Source organism: Actinobaculum suis, from assembly GCF_900102025.1.
Classification (GTDB): Bacteria; Actinomycetota; Actinomycetes; order Actinomycetales; family Actinomycetaceae; genus Actinobaculum; species Actinobaculum suis.
This window is the reverse complement of the sequence record NZ_FNAU01000009.1, coordinates 74,908-97,531: the sequence shown is the minus strand read 5'-3', so window position 1 is coordinate 97,531 and position 22,624 is coordinate 74,908. Positions and strand designations below refer to the sequence as shown.

Below are 22,624 nucleotides of genomic sequence, written 5' to 3'. Positions count from 1 at the left end.
CTAAGCCTCCGTTACTTCCGTTGCCGCGCCGGCGAAGCTCTGCGCGCGCCACATGGCTGCATACGTGCCGCCGCGGGCAAGCAGTTCGCGGTGGGTTCCGATTTCCGCTACGCCCCCGTTTTCGAGGACGACGATCTGCTCGGCGTCCTGAATAGTTGCCAGCCGGTGCGCAATAATCAGCACGGTCTTGCCCCCGGCAAGCGTGCTCAAAGCCTGATGGATGGCCCGTTCGGATTGCGGGTCTGCCTGCGCGGTAGCTTCATCCAAAATCAGGATCGGGGCTTCTTGCAGGTAGGCACGGGCCAATGTGATCCGCTGTTTTTCCCCACCCGAAAGATGCCCGCCGGCATCTCCGAGCACGGTGTCATAACCGGCCGGCAGTTCCAAGATGCGCTCATGAATCCGGGCGGCTTTGGCCGCATTTTCGATCGCTTCGCGGCTTGCCTCCGGTGCTCCCAAGGCAATATTTGCCGCCACGGTTTCATTTGCCAATGCCACGTCTTGTAGCACGATCGCCACTTGGGATAACAGCCAGGAAGAATGCGCCTCTCGCACGTTCACGCCCGAAACGCGCACCGCACCGGCGTCGACGTCGTAAAACCTAGCCGCCAGCCTTGCCAAGGTACTTTTCCCGGAACCGGAAGGCCCCACCAGGGCAGTCACGGTTTTTGCCGGCACGCGGAAAGAAACATCTTTCACCACCGGGTTTTGCGGTTCGTATCCGAAGGTCACGTGCGCGAACTCGACTTCCCCGGGGGCGGGGCCAGGGCCGCTAGTTTTCTCCCCTTCCGGCATATCTGCTTCGCTCAAAAGCTGCGCGGTGCTATGCGCGGCGAGGTTTGAGGTATACAAATGTTGCATGAGGCTCACGAAGATGAGCAATCCGGAGGGGATCCCCGGGGCGATCAGGAAGAAGGGCAGGGTATCCGAAAGATTCATCCAGCCTTGCGTCACGAACCAGAAAGCGGTTATTGCTACCGTTACGAAAATTGTGGCGGGCCGCCAAATTGCGCCGAGCAAACTAATTGCCTTGCCGGACTGCGATGTCCATTCATAGGAAATAGCCGAAAAATTGCGCCGCGTGCTTTGCATTTTGGTGCGGGTAAGGTCGGTGGCTTGGAAATTTTTGATTTCCTTTATACCTTCGAGCATTTCCACGGTGGCGGCGGCAAGTTCGGTTTGCGCCACCCCAAAACGTTCCGTAATCCCCGCGTACCCGCGCATATGCCGGCCCATAACCAGCAGCGAAACGAGCAGCCAAATACCAATAAGTACCAGCATGAGCCGCCACTCTACTACCGCTAAATAAATCGTTCCTACCAAGAGGGTTACGACGGCGTTAGTGAGATCGCCCGGAATATGTGCTACCAAAGTGTGGATGGCACTGGTGTCGTCGCACACCATTTTCCGGATGTGGCCATGCGGGATTTGCGCTATTTTTCCGAGTGGCAGAGAGCGGATTTTTGCCACCACTTGGCCGCGCATTTTGTAGCGCAGTTTTACTTCTGCCACATGCGCGATACCAAGCCCGCCTAAGTACAGGAGCTGCCCTAATAGCAGGCATACAACAGCGATACTGATCCACACCCACGGGCGGGTAATACCGCCGAGCGGCGTGCCCTCGGCAAACCAAATGACCGCTAGTTGCTGTAGGGCCACGAACGGTACCAAGGTAAACACCGCGCTAGTGGCGGTGAATATGGCCGAAACGATCATGGCCGGGCGGGCCGGGCGGATCAACTGACTTACGGTAACCTCCATTGCGGTTTTCTCCATTCGGTCAGGCATAGCGGGCCACAACCCGCATCGTCATGGTAGTAAGGCTACCCTTACCCGCGCTTACCCGCTAGATCTGCCCACGACCCGCGACTCGTGACCCGGAGTCATAAGTCATGACCCATGACCCGTAATGAAGATATTTATCCCTGCGACTGTCCCAGTAATCATCCCGTTCTCGCATGCACGGCTGATTTCTGCACCACCGCTCAGACCCGAGATAACTATCTACCCGAAAGTGCTCCGTGTTTCACTTTCGGTAACAGACTCAATCTCGCTTTGTTCTAGTTCGCGCAACGTGATTCCCTCGCTGTTCTTCCAAGACGCCTTGCCCGATGTGGAGGCGCCGGTTAGGAAGTCTGAAGCAGCCGAAGGGGAACTAAATAAAGTATCGCACATTAACTCATAGCCGCTACCGATCCGATCTGCAAGTTTTTGCGGTTTTTCCGTGCCAAATCCGGAACAGAGCGGGCCATATCTTCTCGCAGTTTAGCGCCCGCGAGGACAACAAATCCCTCCGTTGTTTGGCGCCCTTGTCCGGACGCACCACGCGAGTTCAGATACAGCAATGGCTCCACACGCGGCCTTGCATCATTCTCTTTTTGAGTGGCAACTTTCGCGTCATCTACGACGTCGAACACCCTATACCCTAAAGAACCAATCAATATTTTTGCCGAAGAGATGAACTCGTTCAGTTCGGCTTCCTTTTCCTCAGTTACATTCCCAGGCGAAGGATCCTGGCTATTCACTACCCGCACGCGCCCAGCCCGCATAGCTTGCTGGTAAAACGCATTTTCTAGATAGGAAATCTCGGTTGGTCCAAGAGCATTATCGGAATCGGTAATCATAATCGCGTGAGTAAAGTAGTCCAAGTTCTCGTCATTTAGATGCTCCGTCACCCGTCCGAGTACGCCTTTACCATTTTTGCGTTCGCGAGCCTGCCCAACATAGAGCAACTCTTCTCCACTTTCGGCGTCCGCACCAAAAAGGAGGTAGACGCCGGTCTGTGCAAGTTCCTCACGGTCACGGGAACGCGCGATTTCTGTCCGCGGAATCAAAAAGACCTTGCCCACCCAGTTGTCCAAAGAACATTTAATCCGCCCGCTCGGAGAACCGTCCATAAGGAACAGTTTCGCGGTTCTCGGACTTGCCATTATCCACCTCAGCCTAAAACAATTGAACTTATGTGTAACACTCAAGGATACTCGGCACCCACGTTCGGCGGCACGGCAGGAAGTTTCCGCCTTCGAGTAATAGGTAAAATGTACAGACAATGGGCTGGAAGCAAGTCAGGAATGTCGTACGCGCAATCAGATGCGTAGTTTTCGCAGGTCTGATCCGGCTTTTTTCGCGAATCGTATTTGAGGTACTAATGGGACAAGTTCGCGGCTACCTCGGCGGCAAGCAGCTACCCCGCCATCAGAAAAAACGGCCCCGGTCATTTGGGCATTACCTTCGCCTGGCAAACGTTGGCAAGAGGCCTGACCGGGGATCTATCGCCCACCAGCATACCGGGAATTCTCATTTCATGCTTCTGCTTTGCTGTGGTCCCGGACGCGGTTATTGCGCTCACCCCTTCCGCAGCCGCCCGGCGCGCTCGTAGAATTAATCTCGCAATGTTGTATGCGAAAGCTCGCGCGAGCCCAGAGAAGTTTTCGCGCGGGCTTTAGAGCGGAGAAAACACATGTTACTTGCAGGCAAAGTTGCCATTATTACGGGTGCGGGTTCTGGTTTTGGCAAATCCACCGCACTGTTGTTCGCGCAGGAAGGGGCCAAGATAGCCGCCGTCGACCTCAATTTGCAGGCCGCGCAGGAAGTTGCCACGCAGATCACGCAAGCTGGCGGGGAGGCGATCGCGCTGCAGGCCAATGTGGCCGAGGCGGAGCAGGTCCAAAACTTCGTGGAGGAAACCGCGCGGACCTTTGGCAAGATCGATATTCTCTTCAATAATGCCGGCACTTATGTGTATGGCAATGCCGAACAAACTGATCTCGAAGGCTGGCACACGGCGCTTGAGGTCAACCTTTCCTCGGTATTCTACGGCGTCAAATACGCCCTCCCCTACCTGCAGGAAACCCGCGGGAACATTATTTCCACAGCTTCGGCGGCCGGCATTATCGGCTTCCCGGCAGCCGTTTCCTACGCGGCTTCCAAGGGCGGAGTCATTTCGCTTACCCGCGCCGTCGCCGTTGATTACGCGGCCGTGGGCGTGCGCGCGAACTGCATCGCCCCCGGTACCGGCGAAACCGGCATGACCCACGACCTCTTGCAAGACAGCTCCGTCAAACAGGGCTTCCTCGCCCCGATCCCCCTGCAACGGCTCGGCCAACCGGAAGACGTAGCCCAAGCCGCCCTCTTCCTCGCCTCCGATAAGGCGTCCTACCTCACCGGCGTCGTGCTTCCCGTAGACGGCGGCTGGACGATGTCCTAACGCCGCCAACCTCGCACTGCGAACGCTTCACCGCGAACGCCGTGCCGGAAAGCCGCACCGGAAACACCACGTTGCAAACGCCTATTTTCACCAAAACGCCCCGCGAGCGCCTGCGCTTACGTAGCAGATCGTAAGCCTGACGCCACCCGCGGGGCATTCCTTTTTAGTTTTCTGTTCGCGCCGCGGCGCACCGGCAAAAATATCGTTTGCGCTGGTCAACGTAGGCGTACGACGGCGTTAGCGATACCTTCCCGTACCGTTACAGCAACAGGTAGGCCACCGCATACGAGGCGAAGATTGCCAGGCCAAAGAGGATTTCCGCCAGGGCGGTGTTTTGCCGGGCGGGAACTAGACCTTCTTCGTCGGCGGGTGGGCGGCCGATGCCGCATACGTCACGGGCGAGGCGCAAGCACAGTACGAGGGAAGGCACGTAGAAAATAAAGAGCCATACAAATGGCCGCAGGAACCAGCTCAAAGCGATCGCGCCAATAAAGGCGGCCACAAACATTAGTAAATAAACATTGCGGGCGCGCCGGCCGCCAATGCGCACGGCAATGGTGCGTTTTCCGGCAACTTTATCGGTGGGGATATCGCGAATGGAATCGACTACGAACAAGGCGCAAGCGAGCAGACCCATACATACCGCGGCGATCCACCCGCTAGCCGGCACGCCTCCAACCTGCACGTAAACCGTGCCCGCCGTAGCTAGCAAACCAAAGAATAAGAACACGGCGACTTCGCCCAAGCCGATATATCCGTACGGGTGCGGGCCGCCCGCATAGAACCAGGCGGCGAGGAGCGCCAAAATGCCCGGAATTAGCAGCCACCACTGGCCGGTCATGGAAACCAACCAGATTCCGAGGGCGGAGCCAATCGCATAGAAAACAATGGCCGCGGTGAGTACGGCGCGTGGGCTGGCCTTACCGTTCATTATGAGACTTTCCGGGCCCACACGTTCCGCGTCAGTGCCGCGCGCGCCGTCCGAATAGTCATTCGAAAGGTTTTCGCCAATATGTAAAGTGAGTGCTACCGCCAGGCAGAGCAAGGCTTTTCCCCAGTGCACGCTTCCCGCCCAAACCGCAATCCCGGTGCCCGCCACCACGGGCGCGGCACTGACGGGCAAAGTGGGCACGCGAATGCCCGCAATCCAATCCTTTAAAGTTGCCATACCAAATGATCCTAGCCAGCGCCGCCACGACCGGGGCATTTTTGCCGCATGACCTGCGCCGCAAGATAATTTCCCGCAAAGTCTGTGAGGATTTGGTACGTATGCGCAGGCATTTTTTCTTTTTGACGCCAAAATCAGGATTTCCTGGCACAACATGCGTAGTCTGCTGGAGGGCAGACGCCGTTGCGGGCACCTATCCGGCAGCCCGGTTTTGTTTATAGCTCGCGGCGCTTTGGCGCGAGCAGTACTTTGCGGCACTGGGCATGAACTGTAGCCCGCGGCGTTTTAGCGCGGGCCCTCAGCTCACGCTAGCCTCAGCGAAAGTCAGAGAAACTCTGACACCCAGCAGAAAGGGAAAATATATGGCCACTGGCAACTCATCCACAGGCGCGGAATCGGCAGCCGAGGATTCCGCAGGCCCAGATTCCGCAGGCACGGCTACGGCAGGCGCGGCTTCCGCGAGCGCAGAAGCCCCCGACTCGCAAGACGCCCTTGGCCCGGATTTTGATCCGACGCTTCCCACGGTTTTGCTCGGACATTTGGGGAGCCCGGGGGAGCCGCGGGCCGCGGGGGTGCGGCCTTTCTTGCGCGAATTCCTTTCGGATCGCCGGGTAATTGAGATGCCACCGGCCGTGTGGCAACCGATTTTGCGCGGAATTGTGCTGCGCACGCGCCCGGCTAATTCGGCCGATCTATACCGCCAGATTTGGGACGCGGCCGGCCCGGGCACGGGATCGCCGCTAATTTACTGGGCGGAAGCCCAGCGCGCTGCCCTGGCCGAAAAGTTTGCGGGCACGGCCAATATTGTTACCGCTTTCTGCTATACGGCCCCGCGTATTGGTGCCGTTCTCGAAGCAATCTACCAGGCCGGGGGCCGCCAAGTTTTCGTGCTGCCACCTTATCCACAGTATTCGGCGTCGAGCAGTGCACCGGTAACGGACCGGGTTGCGCGCTGGATGCTTTCCGCCCGCGACCAAATGGAAATTCGCACCAACCGTTCCTTCCCCACCGCGGACCTGTATATTTCTGCGCTCGCCAACGCTATCGAAAGCCTGTGGGAAGAGTGCGGGCGGCCTGATTTTGCGGCCGGGGAGCGCCTCCTCCTCAGCTTCCATTCCATTCCGGAAGAAATGCGCGAAGCGGGCGACCCTTACGTTTCCGAATGTCAAGCCACCGCCTCCGCACTCGCCACGCGCCTTGGCCTTGCCCCGCGGGACATGCTCGTCACCTACCAATCGGTTTTCGGGCCCGCGCAATGGGTGGGCCCGGCCACTATCGATACCGTCAAGGAACTCGGCGCGCGCGGAGTTTCCCGGCTCGACGTCGTCTGCCCTGGCTTCCTGACCGATTGCCTCGAAACCGTGCAAGAAATCAATATCCTCAACCGGCTGGCTTTCCAAGGCCTGGGCGGCGGCGATTTCTTCTACATCCCCTGGGCCAATAACTCTCCCGGCTGCGTAGAAATGCTCGCCGCCCAAATCCGGCGCGGCATCGCCGGCTGGTAGAAGCGGCGCTGGCCGTTGTGGCTATTGCACCGGGTTTTTGGGGAATTTGGCAACGGCCCCTTTGGCGAAGGTATCGAGCCGTTTAATGGGCCCGTAGGCTTGAATTTCGGTGCCTTCCGCTAAATTGGGCTGGCCGATAATGGGCTGCCAACCGGTTTCCGTAAGCTGGGAAATGATTTTCACGCCTTCGCGGCGCCACAACCGGTTCTCATCGATCGGGCGGGCGGCCAGGCGGGCCGGGATCGCGGTTTGGATGATTGCCATCCCGTCGGATAGTTCCACGTAGTCCAGGCTTGCCCCTAACAAGAGATGGGCGATGCGCCGGCCCATCGCCACTTCGGGGTAGACGATATGCGGGATACCTATTTGCCGCAAAATTCTGTCATGCGCGGTGCCGGAAGATTTTGCCCACAAGTTGGTTACGTTCATATCGCGCAAGAGTGAGCAGGTAAGGATCGAAGCTTCTACGTGTTCACCCCCGATTGCTACTACCACGCCGGTGAACTCATCTATACCTAGATCGCTAAGTGCCTGTATATCCGTGGAATCGGCACACACTACCTGGCTGAGGATGCCATTATTGTGCGCCACTTTTGCTTCGTTGGCGTCTACCCCTACCACGGTGGCCCCGCCGGCCATGAGTTCGCGGGCCAGGGCCGTCCCAAATCTACCGAGCCCCAAAATTGCGTAGGTGGGCTTTGCAAAACTAACCAATGATTGGCCTTTCTTTCGGAAGAGAAATCGATGATTCATTCGGGTGGGAGGCCAGTGCCGTAGCCACCGTGATCGGCCCCAACCGGCCAAAGATCATCAAACTAATAATGATTATTTGGGCCACGCCGGGCAAAAGCGAGGTGATGCCCGTACTTAACCCCACGGTGCCAAACGCGGAAGTGGCCTCAAATAAGACGGCGTCGAGCGGGAAATCTGTACACACCAATAAAGCGAAGCAGGCGGTTACTAGCACCGCACCGCTCAACGTGATCACGGTAATGGCTTCGCGGTAAACATCCGGGGCGAAAGATTTGCCGAAAATGTTTACTTGCCTAGAGGCGCGTACTTCTGCGGTTACCAGCGCTACCAATACGAGTGCCGTGGTGATTTTGATACCGCCCGCGGTGCCGGCCGGCCCGCCCCCGATGAACATGAATACGTCCATTGCCAAGAGCGTGGAATCGTGCATTTGCCCGATATCGATTGAACTGAAACCGGCGGTACGGGTTTGTACCGCTTGGAAAGCGCCGGCCAGGAATTTCGCGTGCAAGGGCAGGCCGCCCAAAGTATCCGGGTTGTTCCATTCGGCAGCCAAAATCAGCACGGTCGAAAATACGAGAAGGAAGCCAGTGCCGATCACTACCATGCGCACATGCAAGGACCATTTGTAGTAGTGCCACAGGTCGCGCCGCAATTGGAAGAGCACCGGGAAGCCCAGCCCGCCCAAAATAATTGCGCACATAATCGGCAAGCAGATTCCCCAGTCGGTTACGAACCGTTCCATATTGCCGGTAAATAGTGCGAAGCCGGCGTTATTAAAAGCGGAGACGGCGTGGAACACCCCGTACCAGGCGGCTTTGCCCAGCGAATACCCCAAGCTGAGGAAACGCAATAGCAAAGCGCAGGCTATAACCGCTTCGATTCCCAAACTGGTGAGGAAAACGCGGGTGAGTATCGGGCGGGCGCGGCCGATAGTGGAACGCCTTTCGGTAGCGATCACAATATCGGCGCTGAGCCGGGCCCGGCGGGTCACGAACAGCCCCAAGAAGGTAGCGAAGCTCATAACCCCGAAACCACCAATTTGGATGAGCGCGAGTATCACTACGTGGCCGGTGGTCGTCCAATAGGTAGCGGTATCGACCGCGGAAAGGCCCGTCACGCATAGCGCGGAGGTAGCCGTGAACAACGCCGGAAGGAGGGGAAGCCCGCCTGCGTGCGTCGTGGAAAAGGGCAGCATGAGTAAGCCTGTCCCTACAAACAAAGCGGCTAGGAAACCACCGAGGATCCACACCGCGGGATTGTTCCTGTGCCTATGTCTATATGGCATAACGGGACACAATACTCCTGCTCGGCGCCAGGTGTTAGTTTCGCAAAAGCGATCTTTCAGACATTTGGGTAGGGCCGGGCCCGGCGCTGGGCCTACCCCGCGCCCGGCCGGCACCGGGCGGCGCCCCGCGCCGGGGCTACCCCGCCTCAGAATCGCCGCTGGGCAGGCGCACCGCGTCCGGCCGGTGCCCCACGCTACTCGATCCGCAAGTCCACGCGGCGCAAGAGTTGCGCATTGAGGGCCACGATAACCGTGGAGCCGGCCATGAGCACGGCCCCCACCGACATTGGCATTATGAATCCAATCGGTGCGAGCACGCCCGCGGCCAAGGGCACGGCGAGCAGGTTATAGCCTGCCGCCCACCACAGATTCTGTTTCATCTTCCGCGTGGTGGCCTGCGATAGCGTGATCACCGAGTTCACGGCCCGCGGGTCATCGGCGGCCAGAATAATATCGGCGGCCGCAATAGCTACGTCTGTACCGGCACCGATCGCGATTCCCACTTCGGCTTGGGCGAGGGCCGGGGCGTCGTTCACGCCGTCGCCCACCATCGCTATTCGCGCCCCGCGGCTTTGCATTTCTTTGATCCGCGCGGCCTTTTCTTCCGGCCGCACCCCGGCATAAAACTCGCTAATTCCCAAGCCCTCCGCTACCGCGCGGGCCACCGGTTCCGCATCGCCCGTCATCATCACCACGTTTATGCCCCGTTCTTGCAAACGGCGTACCGCGAGCGCGGATTCGGGGCGCACGGCGTCGTCCAGCCGCAAAGCGCCGGCCGGCCGGCCCTCCACGAGCACGTGAATTACGGTAGACCCGGCCTCATCCCACGCTTGCGTACCGGGCAAGGCCGCCACCTCGTTTTCGGCGAGTAGGCGCGCCCCACCTACCTGCACGCGCGCACCGTTCACGGTGGCGCTCACGCCGAGGCCGGGCACCGAACGGAAATCTTCCGCGGTAGGAAGTGCGGGAGTACCCGCCGCGCGGGCAGAAATTTCGGCAGCGGTGGTGACGATGGCGCGGGCGAGCGGGTGTTCGGACCGCTGTTCCACGGCGGCCGCGAGCTCCACTAGTTCGGTTTCGCTCAGGCCGCTTTCCGGGTTGGTAATAACCCCGGTGACCTCGGGTTTTCCAGTGGTCAGCGTGCCTGTTTTATCGAAGACCACGGTATTCATTTCCCGCATTTGTTCCAACGCCAAGCGGTCTTTAATCAAAATGCCAGATGCGGCCGCCTTGCCGGTAGAAATCGATACCACGAGCGGGATTGCCAGGCCGAGGGAATGCGGGCAGGCGATCACGAGCACGGTAATCACACGTTCGATCACGTTTTGGGGCGTGCCGATAACGGCCCATACGATCGCGGTAATAATTGCCGCACCCAGGGCAAACCAGAACAGCCAGCCGGCGGCCCGGTCGGCCAGTCTTTGTGCCGGGCTGGTCGAGTTTTCGGCTTCTGCCACGAGTTTTTGGATGCCGGCCAGCGCCGTATCTTCCCCGGTGGCGGTTACTTCAATGGTGAGCCCGGAATCGGTGGCCACTGTTCCGGCCACCACTTTCTCACCTTCGCTGCGCGGCACGGGCCGCGATTCGCCCGTCATCATCGATTCGTCTACCGCCGCGCTACCTTCGCGTACGACGCCGTCCGCGGGAATGCGGCCACCAGGCCGCACTAGCACTTGGTCACCGGGCCGGAGCGCGGCCGGCGTCGTTATGACTATTTCCCCGTTGGTGGTGAGTTTTTCGGCTTCGTCTGGGAGGAGCGCGGCCAAACTATCGAGCGCGGAAGAGGTTTGCGCCAGGGATTTCATTTCGATCCAATGCCCGGCCAGCATGATGACGATGAGGAGTGCGAGCTCCCACCAATATTCGAGGCCGCGCGGGATGAGGCCGAGCGTGGCGGCCCACGAAGCCAGGAAGGCAACGCTGATTCCGAGCGAAACCAGGAGCATCATGCCCGGTTGGCGCGCCCGGATTTCACTCACTGCGCCTTCCAAGAACGGGCGGCCACCCCACACAAACATGACCGTGCCGAAGATCGCGGCCACCCAAATTCCCCAGCTCGGCACCGTATAGCCGAGCAGGCTTGCAAACATGGGAGAAAATGCGATCACCGGGATCGCCACTATGGTCATCTTCCACAGCAAAGACCAATACATTTGGGCATGGGCCTCATGCCCGCCCCCACCCGCGCCGCAATGGCCACCGCTATGGCCACCATGTTCGTGGCCGGTGCCGTGCCCGGCGGATTCATGCCCGCCGTGCCCGCCGTGTTCGTGGCCGGCATGTTCATGCCCGCCGTGCGCGCCGTGCCCGGCGGTTTCGTGGCAGGCGTGTTCGTGGCCGGCATGTTCATGCCCGCCGGATTCGTGGCACGCGGGCGTGGAGCTATGTTCCGCATGTGCGCAAGCGTGGTCTGCGTGGCGTGAAGCCCGTGTTTCTTTCTGGTGCATTGCCGAAGTCCTTGCCCTCTCCGCCGTTCTCTCTAACCTCCTGCGAGGATACCCCCAGGGGGTATGGCAGGCAAGGGTATGTATCGAGCACGGCGGATATAGAGCAAGGACGGATATTCGGCGTCGTCACCAGTACTGGCGCTGGTACCCCCTCCGGTCCCGCGCCAGCTTTTTAGTTCACGGCCGCGCACTAGTTGCTCGCTTACGCGCTAGCTGCGCGTCAGTTGCGCACTAGCTGCGCTTTAGTTGCACGCTAACTGCGCGTTAGTGCAAGCCTTGGCTTGCGTTTAGTTCATGGAAACGAGGATCTTTACTTCGCTCGGATCCTTGAGCTTGCTCAGGCCGTCTTCCACGATGCGGTCCGCGGTAATCTTCGAGGTGATCAGCGGCGCCACGTCGATCTCCCCATCCGCGATAAGCCGGATGGCCTCCGGGTGGTCATTCGCGTACCCAATGCAAGAGCCGAGCGTGCGGTCCTGCATCGTGAGCGCGGCAGTAATATCGAGTTCATACGGGTGCATGTGCAGCGCGACCACTTCCAAGTGGCCAGCAGCGCCGAGAACCGCGAAAAGCTGGTTCATAACAGTGGTACCCCCAGCGGCGTCGAAAGCGTATTCGGCCATTGCCCCTTCACTTTCCTGCCGCACAATTTCGGTGAGATCCTCCGTGGTTGGGTCCACTGCCACATCCGCAAAACCGGTGCTGAGAGCCATTTCCCGGCGTGCCTGCGCCGGTTCAGAAACGATCGTGCGCACGCCGTACGCCTTGAGGACCGCCGCGGTGAGCAGACCAATCGGCCCTGCCCCGCCCACGACGGCAAGCTTGCCCGCACCTTCTTCCTTACCGTGAATTCCCGCGTGGCGCACTGCGTGCACGGAAACGGCGAGCGGTTCCAGAAGCGCCGCTTGGTCTAGGGGTATATCCCCAACCTTGTGCACGAAACGCTGCTCTACCACAATCTGTTCTGCCAGGCCGCCACCCCGCCCGGAAATCCCGATGAATCCCATGTCTACGCACAGGTTGTAAGCACCTTTCTGGCAGGCCGGGCACTTGGCACAGACCATCAACGGTTCCACACATACAGAATCTCCGGGCGCAAAACCTTCTACGTCATCCGCTACTTCTTCCACGACGCCGGAAAACTCGTGGCCGAAAATAACCGGCAACGTTTCTCCCGAAATCGGATGCGGTTCGGTAGCGGTTGGGGCCGGCGGGATTACGCCGTCGTAGTAAAGATGCACATCGGAACCGCAAATACCGTTATATGCCGGTGCGATCCGCACGGTTCCCGGGAGCAATTCAGGTGCTGGCACTTCTTCGAGCCGCACGTCTTCTTTTCCGTAATATCGGACGGCTTTCATATTCGTGACCTACTTTCAGCCGGCTCGTGCAGCCTGCACTGGCCGCCCGAGCGGCAATCGCTTAACTACGCTGTTCGCGACAGTTGCATCCAACTGTCGCTGTTATTTTACGTCACGAAAACTTGGCGCCCTGCTACTTACCTCCTACATACGGCCCTTTACCCGCGCAAATGTAAGCCTGTTTTGCAGGCAACCGCGGCCTTGTTTAGAACGCAATTGCGAGCCCGTTTCGAACCGCACCGCGCCGAGCGGAGCCGCGCCAAACGGAGCCGCACCGCACCGAGCAGAGCCGCCCCGAACGGAGCCGCGCCGAACCGAGCTGCGCAGAACCGCACTGCACCGCACCGAACCGTCCCTGCACCGAACCACCCCGCACCGAGCTGCGGCCTATTTTGAAGCGAACATTGCTTGCAAAGCTTCCGGGAGCGCGAGGTCTTGGCCGGTTTCCAGCTTCCTATTAATAGGTGCGCCGGTAGCCACCTTTGCCGGAAAGTCTGGCTCCAAGAGGAGCGTGCTGGCGGCCCCCACCAGGTCAGCATTACGCAGGGTGTTACGCGCGGAAGCAGCATCGGAGTTTTTGCCCGTTGCAATGAGCTTGGTTTTGCCGGCAAGTTCGCGATATAGCCGCGCGTTCAACTCGCTGCGCCGGGATACCGTTTCGCCACTCACCGAGGTGTGCACGTAGTCAAGGCCGTGCGAGGCGAACCCCGTGAGTAGCTCGACGCTATCTTCAATCGTGTACCCAACATCTTCCCCATGGATTTCTTCCGGGCAGATGCGGTAACCAATAATGAAACCTTCCGGTGCGGCGTCTTTCACCGCTTCGAGTACACGCCAAGGCATCCGGCTGCGTTCCCCGTACTCATCTGTGCGGTGATTAGAAAGCCGGGAGAAGAACTGTTGCAAGAGATAGTGGTTCGCACCATGAATTTCGACGCCGTCAAATCCGGCCGCCGCGGCACGCCGCGTGGCCTGTGCAAAGGCCGCAATTATTTCTTCCACCTGGGCTGTGGAAAGCTCGGTTACGGGATAGTCGAGGAAGCTGTAATCCACCGGGCTGGGCGCGTAAGCGCGGCCGTGTTTCTCGTATGAATATTTCGCTTCCCTACCGGCATGGTAAATCTGCAAAATCGCTCTCGCGCCGCGAGATTTCATGGCCTGCGCCAAGCGGGTGAGCCCCGGAATATGCTCATCAGAATAGACGCCCAAAGAGTTTTTAAAAGCTTCCGAGTAGCGGCCTACCGCAGCCGAGCCGGTTATGAGCATACCTCCCGCAGCCGCGCGGCGCCGCCAGTAAGCCAGATCGGCCTCCGTTACTTCGCCCTCTTCGGTGGAAGCACCGATAACCATGGGCGCCATTACGAAACGGTTAGAAACCGTTACACCACTATGCCCGGTAAACGTAACCGGCGTGAAAAGTTCCCGGTTTTCTGGGGCAATGTCTTGCATTTCCGGGATAACAGCTTTTTCTGCCGCGGAATTATTCGCTTGCTCTGCATTTTGCACGTTTTGCGGCACCTGATTGCCAGTGCTGTCTACGCCGTTTTTCTCCACATTTTGCATATCTTCTCCGCTCTTCCCCTATTCACCAATTTAGGTGCGCAATGACCAGTGCGGGCCCGCACTGCGCCGCGCCGGCCCGCACTGGCCTGCACCGTGCTTCACTGACGCGCACTACACCACGCTGACGCGTGCCATCCCGCGCCGTCCCGCGCCGTCCCGTACCCGCCTGCACCGGCCTAGTAGCGCACCCACACAACCAAGTTCAACATTCAACATGCCAGGTTTGTGCAACTAAAGCAAGCATTGTTCTCTTTTTGAACGCGTACGTAAACAAGTAGTGACGTCCGCGGGAAACAAAAAATGCCACGTCGGCCGCGAAACAGTTCAGGCTTCGCTGCAGAAAATACGTGCCTGCGAACGTACAGTTAGGCCTATGCCTGAAGAAGTCGAGATCGCCGGCATTCGCCTCACTTTGACCCGCAAACGCGGTATAAAAAACCTAAATTTGCGCGTGGTGGGCCCGGATGGTCAGGTGAAACTCAGCGCCCCGCCGCGCGCTTCCATGCGCGCTATTACTGATTTCGTTACCTCCCAAACCGGCAATATCCACCGGTGGCAAAACCAGGTGCGTGCCCGCGCGGCCCGCGAGCAGCGTTTTTATAACGACGGCGAAACCCACTACCTGTGGGGCATTCCCCACAAATTATCCGTGCTTCCGGCAGGCCCTACGGCCCGGCCTCACCTGCGCGTGGAACCGCCACTCACTGCCGCCAGCCGCCTCCCGATCCGCAATTCTTCCAGCCTCCGCACTTCGCGGGCAACCTCGCAACTAGCTTCGCAGGCCACCTCGCAGGCCATAACCTCGTCGGAAACCTCGCAGTTAGCCTCGCAGTTAGCCTCGCAGTTAGCCTCGCCGGAAACCACAAGCCCTACCATCGTGTTGACCGTGCCGGCCGGCGCGTCATCCGAACTACGCGCCAAATTAATGGTCGAGCTGTACCGCGCGGAACTCAAACAGGCACTCGGCCCGATCGTGCGCGATTGCGAGGAACGCATGGGCTTACGCGCCCGCGAATACCGGATTCGTAATATGAAGACGCGATGGGGTAGCTGCAATATCCCCAAGCGCCGCATCTGGCTCAATCTCCAACTCGCCAAATGGGCCCCGAATTGCTTGGAGTACGTAGTTATCCACGAACTCGCCCACCTGGTGGAAGCCAAACACAATGCCCGTTTCCACAGCCTTGTGGAAACCTTCTGCCCCGATTACCGGCACCTGAAGCATTTGCTCAACTCGTCTATTTTCGACGCAACTGCTATTTTCGACGCCGCCGCACTTACCCCTTCCGCAGCTCCTGCTTCATGACCCGCCAGGTTCTACTGTTTCTGCTTCATTACCTCGTGCCATCCGCAGCTTCTGTTTCAGGGCTTCTGTTTTGTGACTTGGTGCCTTCGGCGTTTTCACTTCGTGACCTGGTGCCTTTCGTCCTGCTCGGCAGCTTCTATGCTTGGACACATGGATACCAGTGGAGACTCTATGCCCTTGTCAAGTTATGCACCTGGGCAACTAGTAGTCGGCGCGGCGCTTGTGGATAGTTTGCAGAACCCAAAAACCGTTCTCGGCGCGCAACGTTCGTATCCGCAATGGGCGGATGGTTTGTGGGAATTTCCGGGCGGAAAGGTAGAGCCTGGGGAAACTCCCGCGCAGGCATTGCGCCGCGAAATTCGGGAAGAACTCGGGGCGGAGATTTTTCTCGGGTCCTTGGTGAAAAACCCGGAAGCAAAGGACGGTTCGTGGGATTTAGCGGCCGGTGGTCACAATACGGGTAAACGCATGTTGTTGTGGCTCGCGGAATTGGCGCCCGGCGCACAGGTGCATGTAACCGCTTCGCATCGGCAAGTGCAAGCCCTCGACGCAGATTCTTTACTCGCGGTTCAGTGGTTGCCTGGTGATCGTCCAATATTGCCCGTGCTCCACTCAATATTACTTGCGGACACTAGCCGTTAGAGTGTCCGCACCATGTAAAGTATTGGGGAAAGGATCTGTAGCGCGGCCCGGATTGGCGGAGTCCACTTGGAGTCACGCCTGCCACCACGCCAGCAACCAGGGAGTCGGACATGTCAGACCATACAGAGTCTTCTCGGAAATCCGCGGAGACGCCAGGCGAAGAACTTGGTAGCACGCCCACACCGGGCAACTCTACTACTTCGCCTAGTGCGCCGAACCCGGAAGAAGTAGCGCCAGTCCCAGCGAAACCCGATCAGCCCGATCAACCCAATCAGCTTGATCAGTTCGCTGACCCAGTCGAAATTGATCCGGCACCGGACCCTGCAGGCTGCGTTTCAACGCCGCCGTCGGCTTCGTCTCCCCTGGAACCTGCACCTGACCCTGCAGAACCGGAAGCGACGCCGCCGTCGGCACCAGCGCTTTCTCTCACCGATCCTGAACCAGCCCCTGCGGAATCTGTACCACTTCCCGCAGAACCTGCACCGGAGCCCGAACCGGAAGCAACAGCCGAACCGGAACCTGAGCCGGAGGCCATAACCGAACCGGTGCCTGAGCCGAACAACGTAGTAACCGAACCGGCACCCGAGCTAGAAACCGCTGCGGCTGCCAGCACTAGAGCGGAGATTCCTAGTGCGGAAGCCGCCACTGACGTAACTGCCAGCGCCGAACCCTTTGCTGAAGTAACCGCCGGCGAGAGCACTACCAAAGGTAGTAAACATGCTGCGAGCGCGGATAATTCGGCTCCTACCGAGCAGTGGACCGCCGATTGGAACGAATATCCGCAAAATGTTTCGCAGGTCCAGTACCAGGAGCAATATCCGGGGCCTTACCAGACTTCTTATCCCGCCCAAGCTGCCTACCCGGCGCAGGCTTCTTACCCGGCGCAAAACTCATATCCGGCGCAGCCTTCTTATCCAGCTCAGTATGAGGAGCAGAATCAAGATCCCTACCAGCACCAGTCGCCGGCGCAGGGTGCTTCCCCGGTAGCGGACCAGTCGCAATTCTCGGCGCCAGCCCAACCGCAAGCACAGTCACAGCCGCAAGCGCAACCGCTGCCACCGGCCCAGCCGCTCCCGCAGCCGCAGGCCCAGCCGCAACCTTTCCCTCCCGCCCAGCCGCAGCAGTTCTCGGGCTACTATCGCGGGGCGAGCCAGACCCAGCAGGGCCGTTACGTGCGGACCCAAGACGCGCAGCACAATACTTTTGAAGAACAGCTGTACGGCCCGCAAAGTTTTATGAACTGGGACAATGGCGAATCCGAAAACCGCGCGCAGCCGGCCTCGAAGCAGTCGCGTTGGCCCATGTATTTCCTGGCTTTCTCCGTCGTCGCACTTTTGTTAGCGGTAGCCGCCGTGTTCTTCACGCACGTTTTCAACCGCGGCCGCGATATTGCCGGTAACAATGAGCCGCAACCGGCACCTTCCGTGCAGGTAACTAGCCAGCCCAGTGCCTCACCGGAGACGACGCCGAACGCCAGCGATTCGCCCCTCACCGCCAAACGCGAAGCCGTGAAATCTTTACCCACCCGCACCACCTGCGATGCCGGTGCAGATAGCGGCAAGATCAGCGATTTTGTGACGGCTTCTAATCAGGCGCATGAACTATCCGGAGATATTGGAATTCTCAAAGACAACATGTACGAGCTGTCCAAGAAGTGCGGCGCCCAGTACACGCTCGATTTGCAAGCAAAGCTGGATACCGTAACTTTGCCCGATAACGCCGCCACATTCGTCAAATCGCGCGACTGGTGGTATTTGGTACGCCCAGCCGGCACAGACACGATCAACGTGGTAGATTTCACTACCCCAGTGAATAATATTCGGTGCCGCTTCGGCGATCACGACGTCTCCTGTTCGATCTACGCCTACGACTATCCTTCCCCGCCCGGATGTGAAGGGGAAACCGCCACTTACCACGTGGGGCATGCCGGTGAAGTCACGGCCGATTGTAGTTCCGAAATCAGTGCCGCGAACACTATCGGCTACGACCAAGTGATCTCCCGCAATGGGTTTGCCTGCCAGGCCAGCCAATTCGGCGGCGTCTCCTGTTGGAGTGAACTCTCCGGCCATGGTTTCACTCTGAAACGCTCCGCCGAAGACAGATACTGACCGACGAACAAGTAATACTGACCGTCAAAATAGCTGCAGCCCGGCAAAATAGCTGCAGCCCGGCAACTCGGCACAGCTGGCAACACAGCTAGCAACACAGCCCGGTAATGGCGACCACCGCAGCGGTCGCCATTACCGGGCTGGTTATGTTTACGCGCAAATAGTTACGCTGCGCTAGCGCCCGCGCGGATGCGGTCTAAGGCGCGCCACAGCCGTTCTGTACCTTCCGGTTCGGCTACCGAAACCCGCACCCCTTCCGTTCCGAAGCGGCGGGTAATAATGCCTTCTTCGCGGGCCACTCTTTCCAGTAGCTCCGCATCTACCGTGGCAAATTCTGCCGCGCCAGAGCCGCCCGCCGCGCCAGAGCCGCCCGCCGCGCCAGAGCCACCGGCCGTACTATTGCCATTCTCGCTACCGCCACCGGCCGCGCCCGTATCAGCATCAGCGCCTGCGGCAGTATCAGCGTGACTATCGCTGTCGGTGCCGGCGAACCACACAAAGTTCGCTACCGATTCCGGTACCGCGAAACCGCGCGCCCGGATGCCATCTAACATGCGGCTACGTTCTTCTACCACGAGTTGTACGCGGCGCTCTACTTCCGGCAACTCTGCCAAGGCCGCCAGTGCCGCCTCCTGGGCAAGTAGATTCACCCCGAAAGGCGTGGCAATCGCGCTCAAACCAGCAGCCATTTCGGCGCTCGTAAGCACATAACCCACGCGCAGGCCCGCCAACCCATAAGCTTTAGAAAATGTGCGTGCTACCAGCACATTCGGCCGATTACGAGCCAAGGCTTTGCCGTCTTGAATCGCCGTACCGATCCCGTTCGCAAAATGTATATACGCTTCGTCAATGAGTACCGGAATGCTTTCCGGTACTCGGTCCAAGAAAGCCTCCAGTTCCTGATGGCCGATCCCCATACCGGTGGGATTATTGGGCGAGCACAGCAGAATCGCCCGCGTCTTATCTGTAATTGCGTTGGCCATGGCGGCTAGGTCGTGCCCGCCGTCGGCCCGTAAAGGTACCGGCACCGGGCGCGCCCCCGCGCCGAGCACAGCAATCGGGTATGCCTCAAAAGAACGCCACGGGTAGATCACTTCCCCGCCGGGCACCGCCACTGCTTGCAAAAACTTTTCAATCAGCGCGGTGGAACCCGTACCGGCCACAACTCCCTCAAAAGGCCACTCTTCCACTTCCGTCAAACGTTCCCGCAACTGCGTATTCGCCATATCCGGGTAACGGTTAATCTGCCCGGCATAACGCTCCAAAACTTGCGTTACCGCTGGCAAGGGCGGGAAGTGCACCTCATTCGAAGAAAGCTTTATAACCCGCGGATCTGCGTCCCGTTTACCGGCCACGTAGGCAGGTAACTGCGCAATTTCCGGTTTGAACCATTCGTGCATACCCATAATTCCTATTGTGGCACTCAGCGGCACATTTTCGCCGCAGCGTCCGGCATATGCCCCGAAATGCTCACCCGTAACCACCGGGCCTTGCCACCGGGCCTGGCAGCCGGGCCTTGCTACCGCGAGCGCGGTTAGCATGGAGGTATGGCTTCTTTTACGAAAACTGGTTCGCCGCAAGAGATTCTGGGTGAGTACGCGGGCTTGCAAGATTTGGGGGCGGCTGCCAAGGCTGGAGGCGCGCCTACCGTGCGGGTCACTTCCACGGTGGAAGATGCGCGCGAACGCGGCTTTTTGGCCGAGCCCCGCTTAGTTTCGGCCCGGGCCACGCCGGCCGCGGCGCGCGAGTTCGGGAAGCGTCTGGCTTATACCCATGCTTATACGGGCGACCTCGCCCCCGGGGAGGAACGTCCCTATGGCCGCGCACCTTCTTTGGTGGCCGGCCCGCAGGCCCCGGCTTTCGCGCTCGGCACTTCTCGGCTCGTAACCGTGCCCGCTTCCCATCCGCAACGCACCTGGGGCGAGTTCTACGCCTCAGACCGTATCGAAGCTTTCATTCCTGCCGCGGAACGTAACGGTTGCCTTTCCCCTAGTGATATTGCTGTGATCGAAAAGCTGTGTGAACGCTTGCGTGCCGGAGAGTTCGACGCCGGTGAGCCCGCCCTGGTTACTCGCGGCGCGGCTTTAACCCACGGCGATCTGTGGGGCGGAAACGTACTGTGGGTAAGCGCAGAATCGGCCCGCACCGGCGCACACGGCGCCGAATCTGCAACTGGTGTAACCGCGGTACTCATTGACCCGCTTTCTCATGCCGGGGCCGCCGAAACCGATCTGGCTTGCCTCACGGTATTTGGTGCTCCGCACGTGAGCGATATTTATGCGGGCTATAACTCCGTCTCGCCGCTGGCCCCCGGCTGGGAAGACCGTATTGGTCTGCATCGCATGTACATGCTCATGATGCACTGCGCGCTTTTTGGTGGCAGCTACGGGCCACAAACAGTTTCCCAAGCCCGGGTTTATGCGTAAATAGCCCGCTGTTGCCCAAGGTTTTGGCGCCGCTACCTGTAGAGCACCATTATCCGTACAGCACCACTACCCGTGCAGCGCCGCTACCCGTAGCACACCACTACCCGTAAAGCGCCACTACCCGCGGAGAAGAAAAACCGGTGGCGGTTAGCAGCGAGGTTTGGCAAGCAGTAACGCAGATAGCCGTGCGGCGTGTTCGTTAGCCGCGCGCCAGTTAGCCGCGCGGTTCGACGTCGAGGTAGGCCACTAGTTGCGCGGCGAGGCCGGTATAGCCGGCCGGGGTCAGAGATTCTAGGCGGGCGGCAAGTTCGGCCGGCAAACCCAGATCGGCAATAAAGGCTTGCATTTCCGGGCCGGTGACTTTCCGGCCGCGGGTAAGTTCCTTGAGCCGCTCGTAGGGATCTTCCATACCGGCCTGCCCGGAAAGGGCGGCCACGCGCATGGCCTGCTGGATCGGTTCGCCCAACACTTCCCACTCCTGCGCTAGATCAGCTTCGAGGCGGGCCGGATTGGGTTGCACCCCGGCAATCCCGCGCGCCAAGTTTTCTAGGGCTAGCAACGAATGGCCTAGCGCCACGCCCAGATTGCGCTGTGTGGAAGAATCCGTGAGGTCACGCTGGAGGCGGGAAGTTACCAGGGTTTGCGCCAAAGTGTCACATAGTGCCCCGGAAATTTCGAAGTTGGCTTCCGCGTTTTCGAAACGGATCGGGTTCACCTTATGCGGCATGGTGGAAGAACCCGTACTCCCTTGGGCTGCCAAATCTTGGTGGAAATAGTCCAGGGAAATATAGGTCCAAAAATCGGTGGCCACATTATGAGCGATGCGGCCAAAGTGGGCGATAGCGCTGAGCAGGTCTGCAACCCAATCGTGGCTTTCAATCTGGGTGGTAAGCGGGTTCCATCCCAAGCCGAAACTTTCCACGAATGCTCGCGAAAGCGCGGGCCAATCCCGGTCTGGCAAACAGATAGCGTGCGCGCCGAAAGTGCCGGTAGCCCCGTTCCACTTGCCTAAATATTCTGCTTTTTCGATCCGGGAAAGCTGGCGGGAAAGCCGGTGGGCGAATACTGCCATTTCTTTGCCTACTGTTGTGGGGCTGGCCGGTTGGCCGTGCGTGCGGGCCAACATGGGCTGGTCCGCGTAGCGGTGGGCCAGATCCGCAAGTTCGCCGATCACCTTGCGGGCAGCTGGCATCCAAACATCTTGTACCGCGCTACGTAATCCCAAAGCCCACGCAATATTATTGACGTCTTCCGAAGTGGCGAAAATATGGACCATTTCCCGCAGTTCCGGTAAACGCGTGCCCGGAATCTCCGTATCCGCCCGGTCCATTGCGGCTTTGATGAAGTACTCCACGGCTTTCACGTCGTGGCGCGTTTCCGCCTCGATTTTTGCTAATTCCGCGATTTGTGCGGCGTCGAAAATTTCGGGAATCTCGCGCAAGTACGCTACCTCGGCCGCGCTGAGCGGCTCCACCCCGGGCAGCACGCGGTTTTCTGCCAGGAAAATCACCCATTCGGTTTCCACGCGCAAACGGTTACGGTTCAAGGCCGGTTCGGAAAGACAGTTCACCAAACCGGCGGTTTGGGCGCGATAACGGCCGTCAATCGGTCCGAGTGCCACCGGTGGTTCTATTTTCGCGAAATCATGCATGCCCCTATTCTCGCAGAGCTGCGCGCCTTATTCTCGCAGAGCTCGCCGCAGTATCTATTTGGCACGCGAGCCGCCTACTCCTTAGCGCGCCAGCCGCGTACCCTTAGCGCACCGGCCGCACAGCTCAGCCTCCGCGCGCCAGCCGCGTAGCTCACCCTCCGCGCAAGGCAACACGCAAGCCCGCAAGGCAACACGCAAG

General features: G+C 59.3%; 18 protein-coding genes. 7 read left to right on the top strand and 11 right to left on the bottom strand.

What is annotated here, in order from left to right; genetic code table 11:
• The 3 genes from BLT47_RS06110 to BLT47_RS06105 form a co-directional block, all read right to left on the bottom strand.
• Positions 1 to 1,776 (bottom strand): ABC transporter ATP-binding protein, encoded by a 1,776-nt coding sequence (locus tag BLT47_RS06110; protein WP_256332555.1) that lies wholly within the window; start codon positions 1,774 to 1,776, stop codon positions 1 to 3.
• Between the two features lie 228 nt (positions 1,777 to 2,004).
• Positions 2,005 to 2,175, bottom strand: coding sequence for a DUF4357 domain-containing protein (locus BLT47_RS09735; RefSeq protein ID WP_218122549.1), 171 nt, complete (start codon positions 2,173 to 2,175; stop codon positions 2,005 to 2,007).
• Positions 2,175 to 2,930 (bottom strand): GIY-YIG nuclease family protein, encoded by a 756-nt coding sequence (locus BLT47_RS06105; protein ID WP_218122548.1) that lies wholly within the window; start codon positions 2,928 to 2,930, stop codon positions 2,175 to 2,177. Before BLT47_RS06105 ends, BLT47_RS09735 begins: the two co-directional genes overlap by 1 nt.
• A gap of 530 nt (positions 2,931 to 3,460) precedes the next feature.
• On the opposite strand from BLT47_RS06105, the gene BLT47_RS06100 reads away from it, so the two are divergent.
• Positions 3,461 to 4,207 carry an SDR family NAD(P)-dependent oxidoreductase gene (locus BLT47_RS06100; protein WP_049619799.1) on the top strand — a complete coding sequence of 249 codons (747 nt, stop codon included), beginning with the start codon at positions 3,461 to 3,463 and terminating at the stop codon, positions 4,205 to 4,207.
• Between the two features lie 259 nt (positions 4,208 to 4,466).
• Here the strand turns inward: BLT47_RS06100 and BLT47_RS06095 are convergent, their stop codons facing one another.
• Positions 4,467 to 5,375 carry a 1,4-dihydroxy-2-naphthoate polyprenyltransferase gene (locus tag BLT47_RS06095; RefSeq protein ID WP_065419440.1) on the bottom strand — a complete coding sequence of 303 codons (909 nt, stop codon included), beginning with the start codon at positions 5,373 to 5,375 and terminating at the stop codon, positions 4,467 to 4,469.
• 362 nt (positions 5,376 to 5,737) lie between these two features.
• Here BLT47_RS06095 and hemH point away from each other — a divergent pair, with 362 nt between their 5' ends.
• Entirely contained in the window at positions 5,738 to 6,880 is a 1,143-nt protein-coding gene (gene hemH / locus BLT47_RS06090; protein ID WP_083330111.1) for a ferrochelatase, read from the top strand.
• A 21-nt stretch (positions 6,881 to 6,901) separates the two neighbouring features.
• Here the strand turns inward: hemH and BLT47_RS06085 are convergent, their stop codons facing one another.
• The 3 genes from BLT47_RS06085 to BLT47_RS06075 all read right to left on the bottom strand — a co-directional run bounded on the left by BLT47_RS06085 (position 6,902) and on the right by BLT47_RS06075 (position 11,074).
• On the bottom strand, positions 6,902 to 7,594 hold the full coding sequence (locus BLT47_RS06085; protein WP_049619801.1) for a potassium channel family protein: 693 nt from the start codon (positions 7,592 to 7,594) through the stop codon (positions 6,902 to 6,904).
• Positions 7,587 to 8,831 (bottom strand): TrkH family potassium uptake protein, encoded by a 1,245-nt coding sequence (locus BLT47_RS06080; RefSeq protein WP_083330119.1) that lies wholly within the window; start codon positions 8,829 to 8,831, stop codon positions 7,587 to 7,589. Before BLT47_RS06080 ends, BLT47_RS06085 begins: the two co-directional genes overlap by 8 nt.
• A 284-nt stretch (positions 8,832 to 9,115) precedes the next feature.
• Positions 9,116 to 11,074, bottom strand: a complete 1,959-nt coding sequence (locus tag BLT47_RS06075; RefSeq protein ID WP_218122547.1) for a heavy metal translocating P-type ATPase — start codon at positions 11,072 to 11,074, stop codon at positions 9,116 to 9,118.
• A 6-nt stretch (positions 11,075 to 11,080) separates the two neighbouring features.
• On the opposite strand from BLT47_RS06075, the gene BLT47_RS09425 reads away from it, so the two are divergent.
• Positions 11,081 to 11,344, top strand: coding sequence for a hypothetical protein (locus BLT47_RS09425; protein ID WP_218122546.1), 264 nt, complete (start codon positions 11,081 to 11,083; stop codon positions 11,342 to 11,344).
• Positions 11,345 to 11,655: 311 nt separating this feature from the next.
• Here BLT47_RS09425 and BLT47_RS06070 read toward each other — a convergent pair whose 3' ends face one another.
• Positions 11,656 to 12,729 carry a 2,3-butanediol dehydrogenase gene (locus tag BLT47_RS06070; protein ID WP_074662802.1) on the bottom strand — a complete coding sequence of 358 codons (1,074 nt, stop codon included), beginning with the start codon at positions 12,727 to 12,729 and terminating at the stop codon, positions 11,656 to 11,658.
• 387 nt (positions 12,730 to 13,116) lie between these two features.
• Entirely contained in the window at positions 13,117 to 14,283 is a 1,167-nt protein-coding gene (locus BLT47_RS06065) for an oxidoreductase (protein ID WP_176764489.1), read from the bottom strand.
• 382 nt (positions 14,284 to 14,665) lie between these two features.
• On the opposite strand from BLT47_RS06065, the gene BLT47_RS06060 reads away from it, so the two are divergent.
• The 3 genes from BLT47_RS06060 to BLT47_RS09315 all read left to right on the top strand — a co-directional run bounded on the left by BLT47_RS06060 (position 14,666) and on the right by BLT47_RS09315 (position 18,348).
• Entirely contained in the window at positions 14,666 to 15,598 is a 933-nt protein-coding gene (locus tag BLT47_RS06060; RefSeq protein WP_074662795.1) for a M48 family metallopeptidase, read from the top strand.
• Between the two features lie 150 nt (positions 15,599 to 15,748).
• Complete coding sequence (locus BLT47_RS06055; protein WP_176764488.1) at positions 15,749 to 16,240, top strand: (deoxy)nucleoside triphosphate pyrophosphohydrolase; 492 nt, start codon at positions 15,749 to 15,751, stop codon at positions 16,238 to 16,240.
• A gap of 110 nt (positions 16,241 to 16,350) precedes the next feature.
• Positions 16,351 to 18,348, top strand: coding sequence for a hypothetical protein (locus tag BLT47_RS09315; RefSeq protein ID WP_074662788.1), 1,998 nt, complete (start codon positions 16,351 to 16,353; stop codon positions 18,346 to 18,348).
• A 164-nt stretch (positions 18,349 to 18,512) separates the two neighbouring features.
• On the opposite strand, the gene BLT47_RS06045 is transcribed toward BLT47_RS09315, so the two are convergent.
• Positions 18,513 to 19,889, bottom strand: a complete 1,377-nt coding sequence (locus BLT47_RS06045) for a histidinol-phosphate transaminase (protein ID WP_143021793.1) — start codon at positions 19,887 to 19,889, stop codon at positions 18,513 to 18,515.
• A 6-nt stretch (positions 19,890 to 19,895) separates the two neighbouring features.
• Here BLT47_RS06045 and BLT47_RS06040 point away from each other — a divergent pair, with 6 nt between their 5' ends.
• Entirely contained in the window at positions 19,896 to 20,774 is an 879-nt protein-coding gene (locus BLT47_RS06040; RefSeq protein ID WP_074662785.1) for a fructosamine kinase family protein, read from the top strand.
• Positions 20,775 to 20,988: 214 nt separating this feature from the next.
• Here the strand turns inward: BLT47_RS06040 and purB are convergent, their stop codons facing one another.
• On the bottom strand, positions 20,989 to 22,425 hold the full coding sequence (purB, locus tag BLT47_RS06035) for an adenylosuccinate lyase (protein WP_074662783.1): 1,437 nt from the start codon (positions 22,423 to 22,425) through the stop codon (positions 20,989 to 20,991).
• Between the last annotated feature and the right edge of the window lie 199 nt (positions 22,426 to 22,624).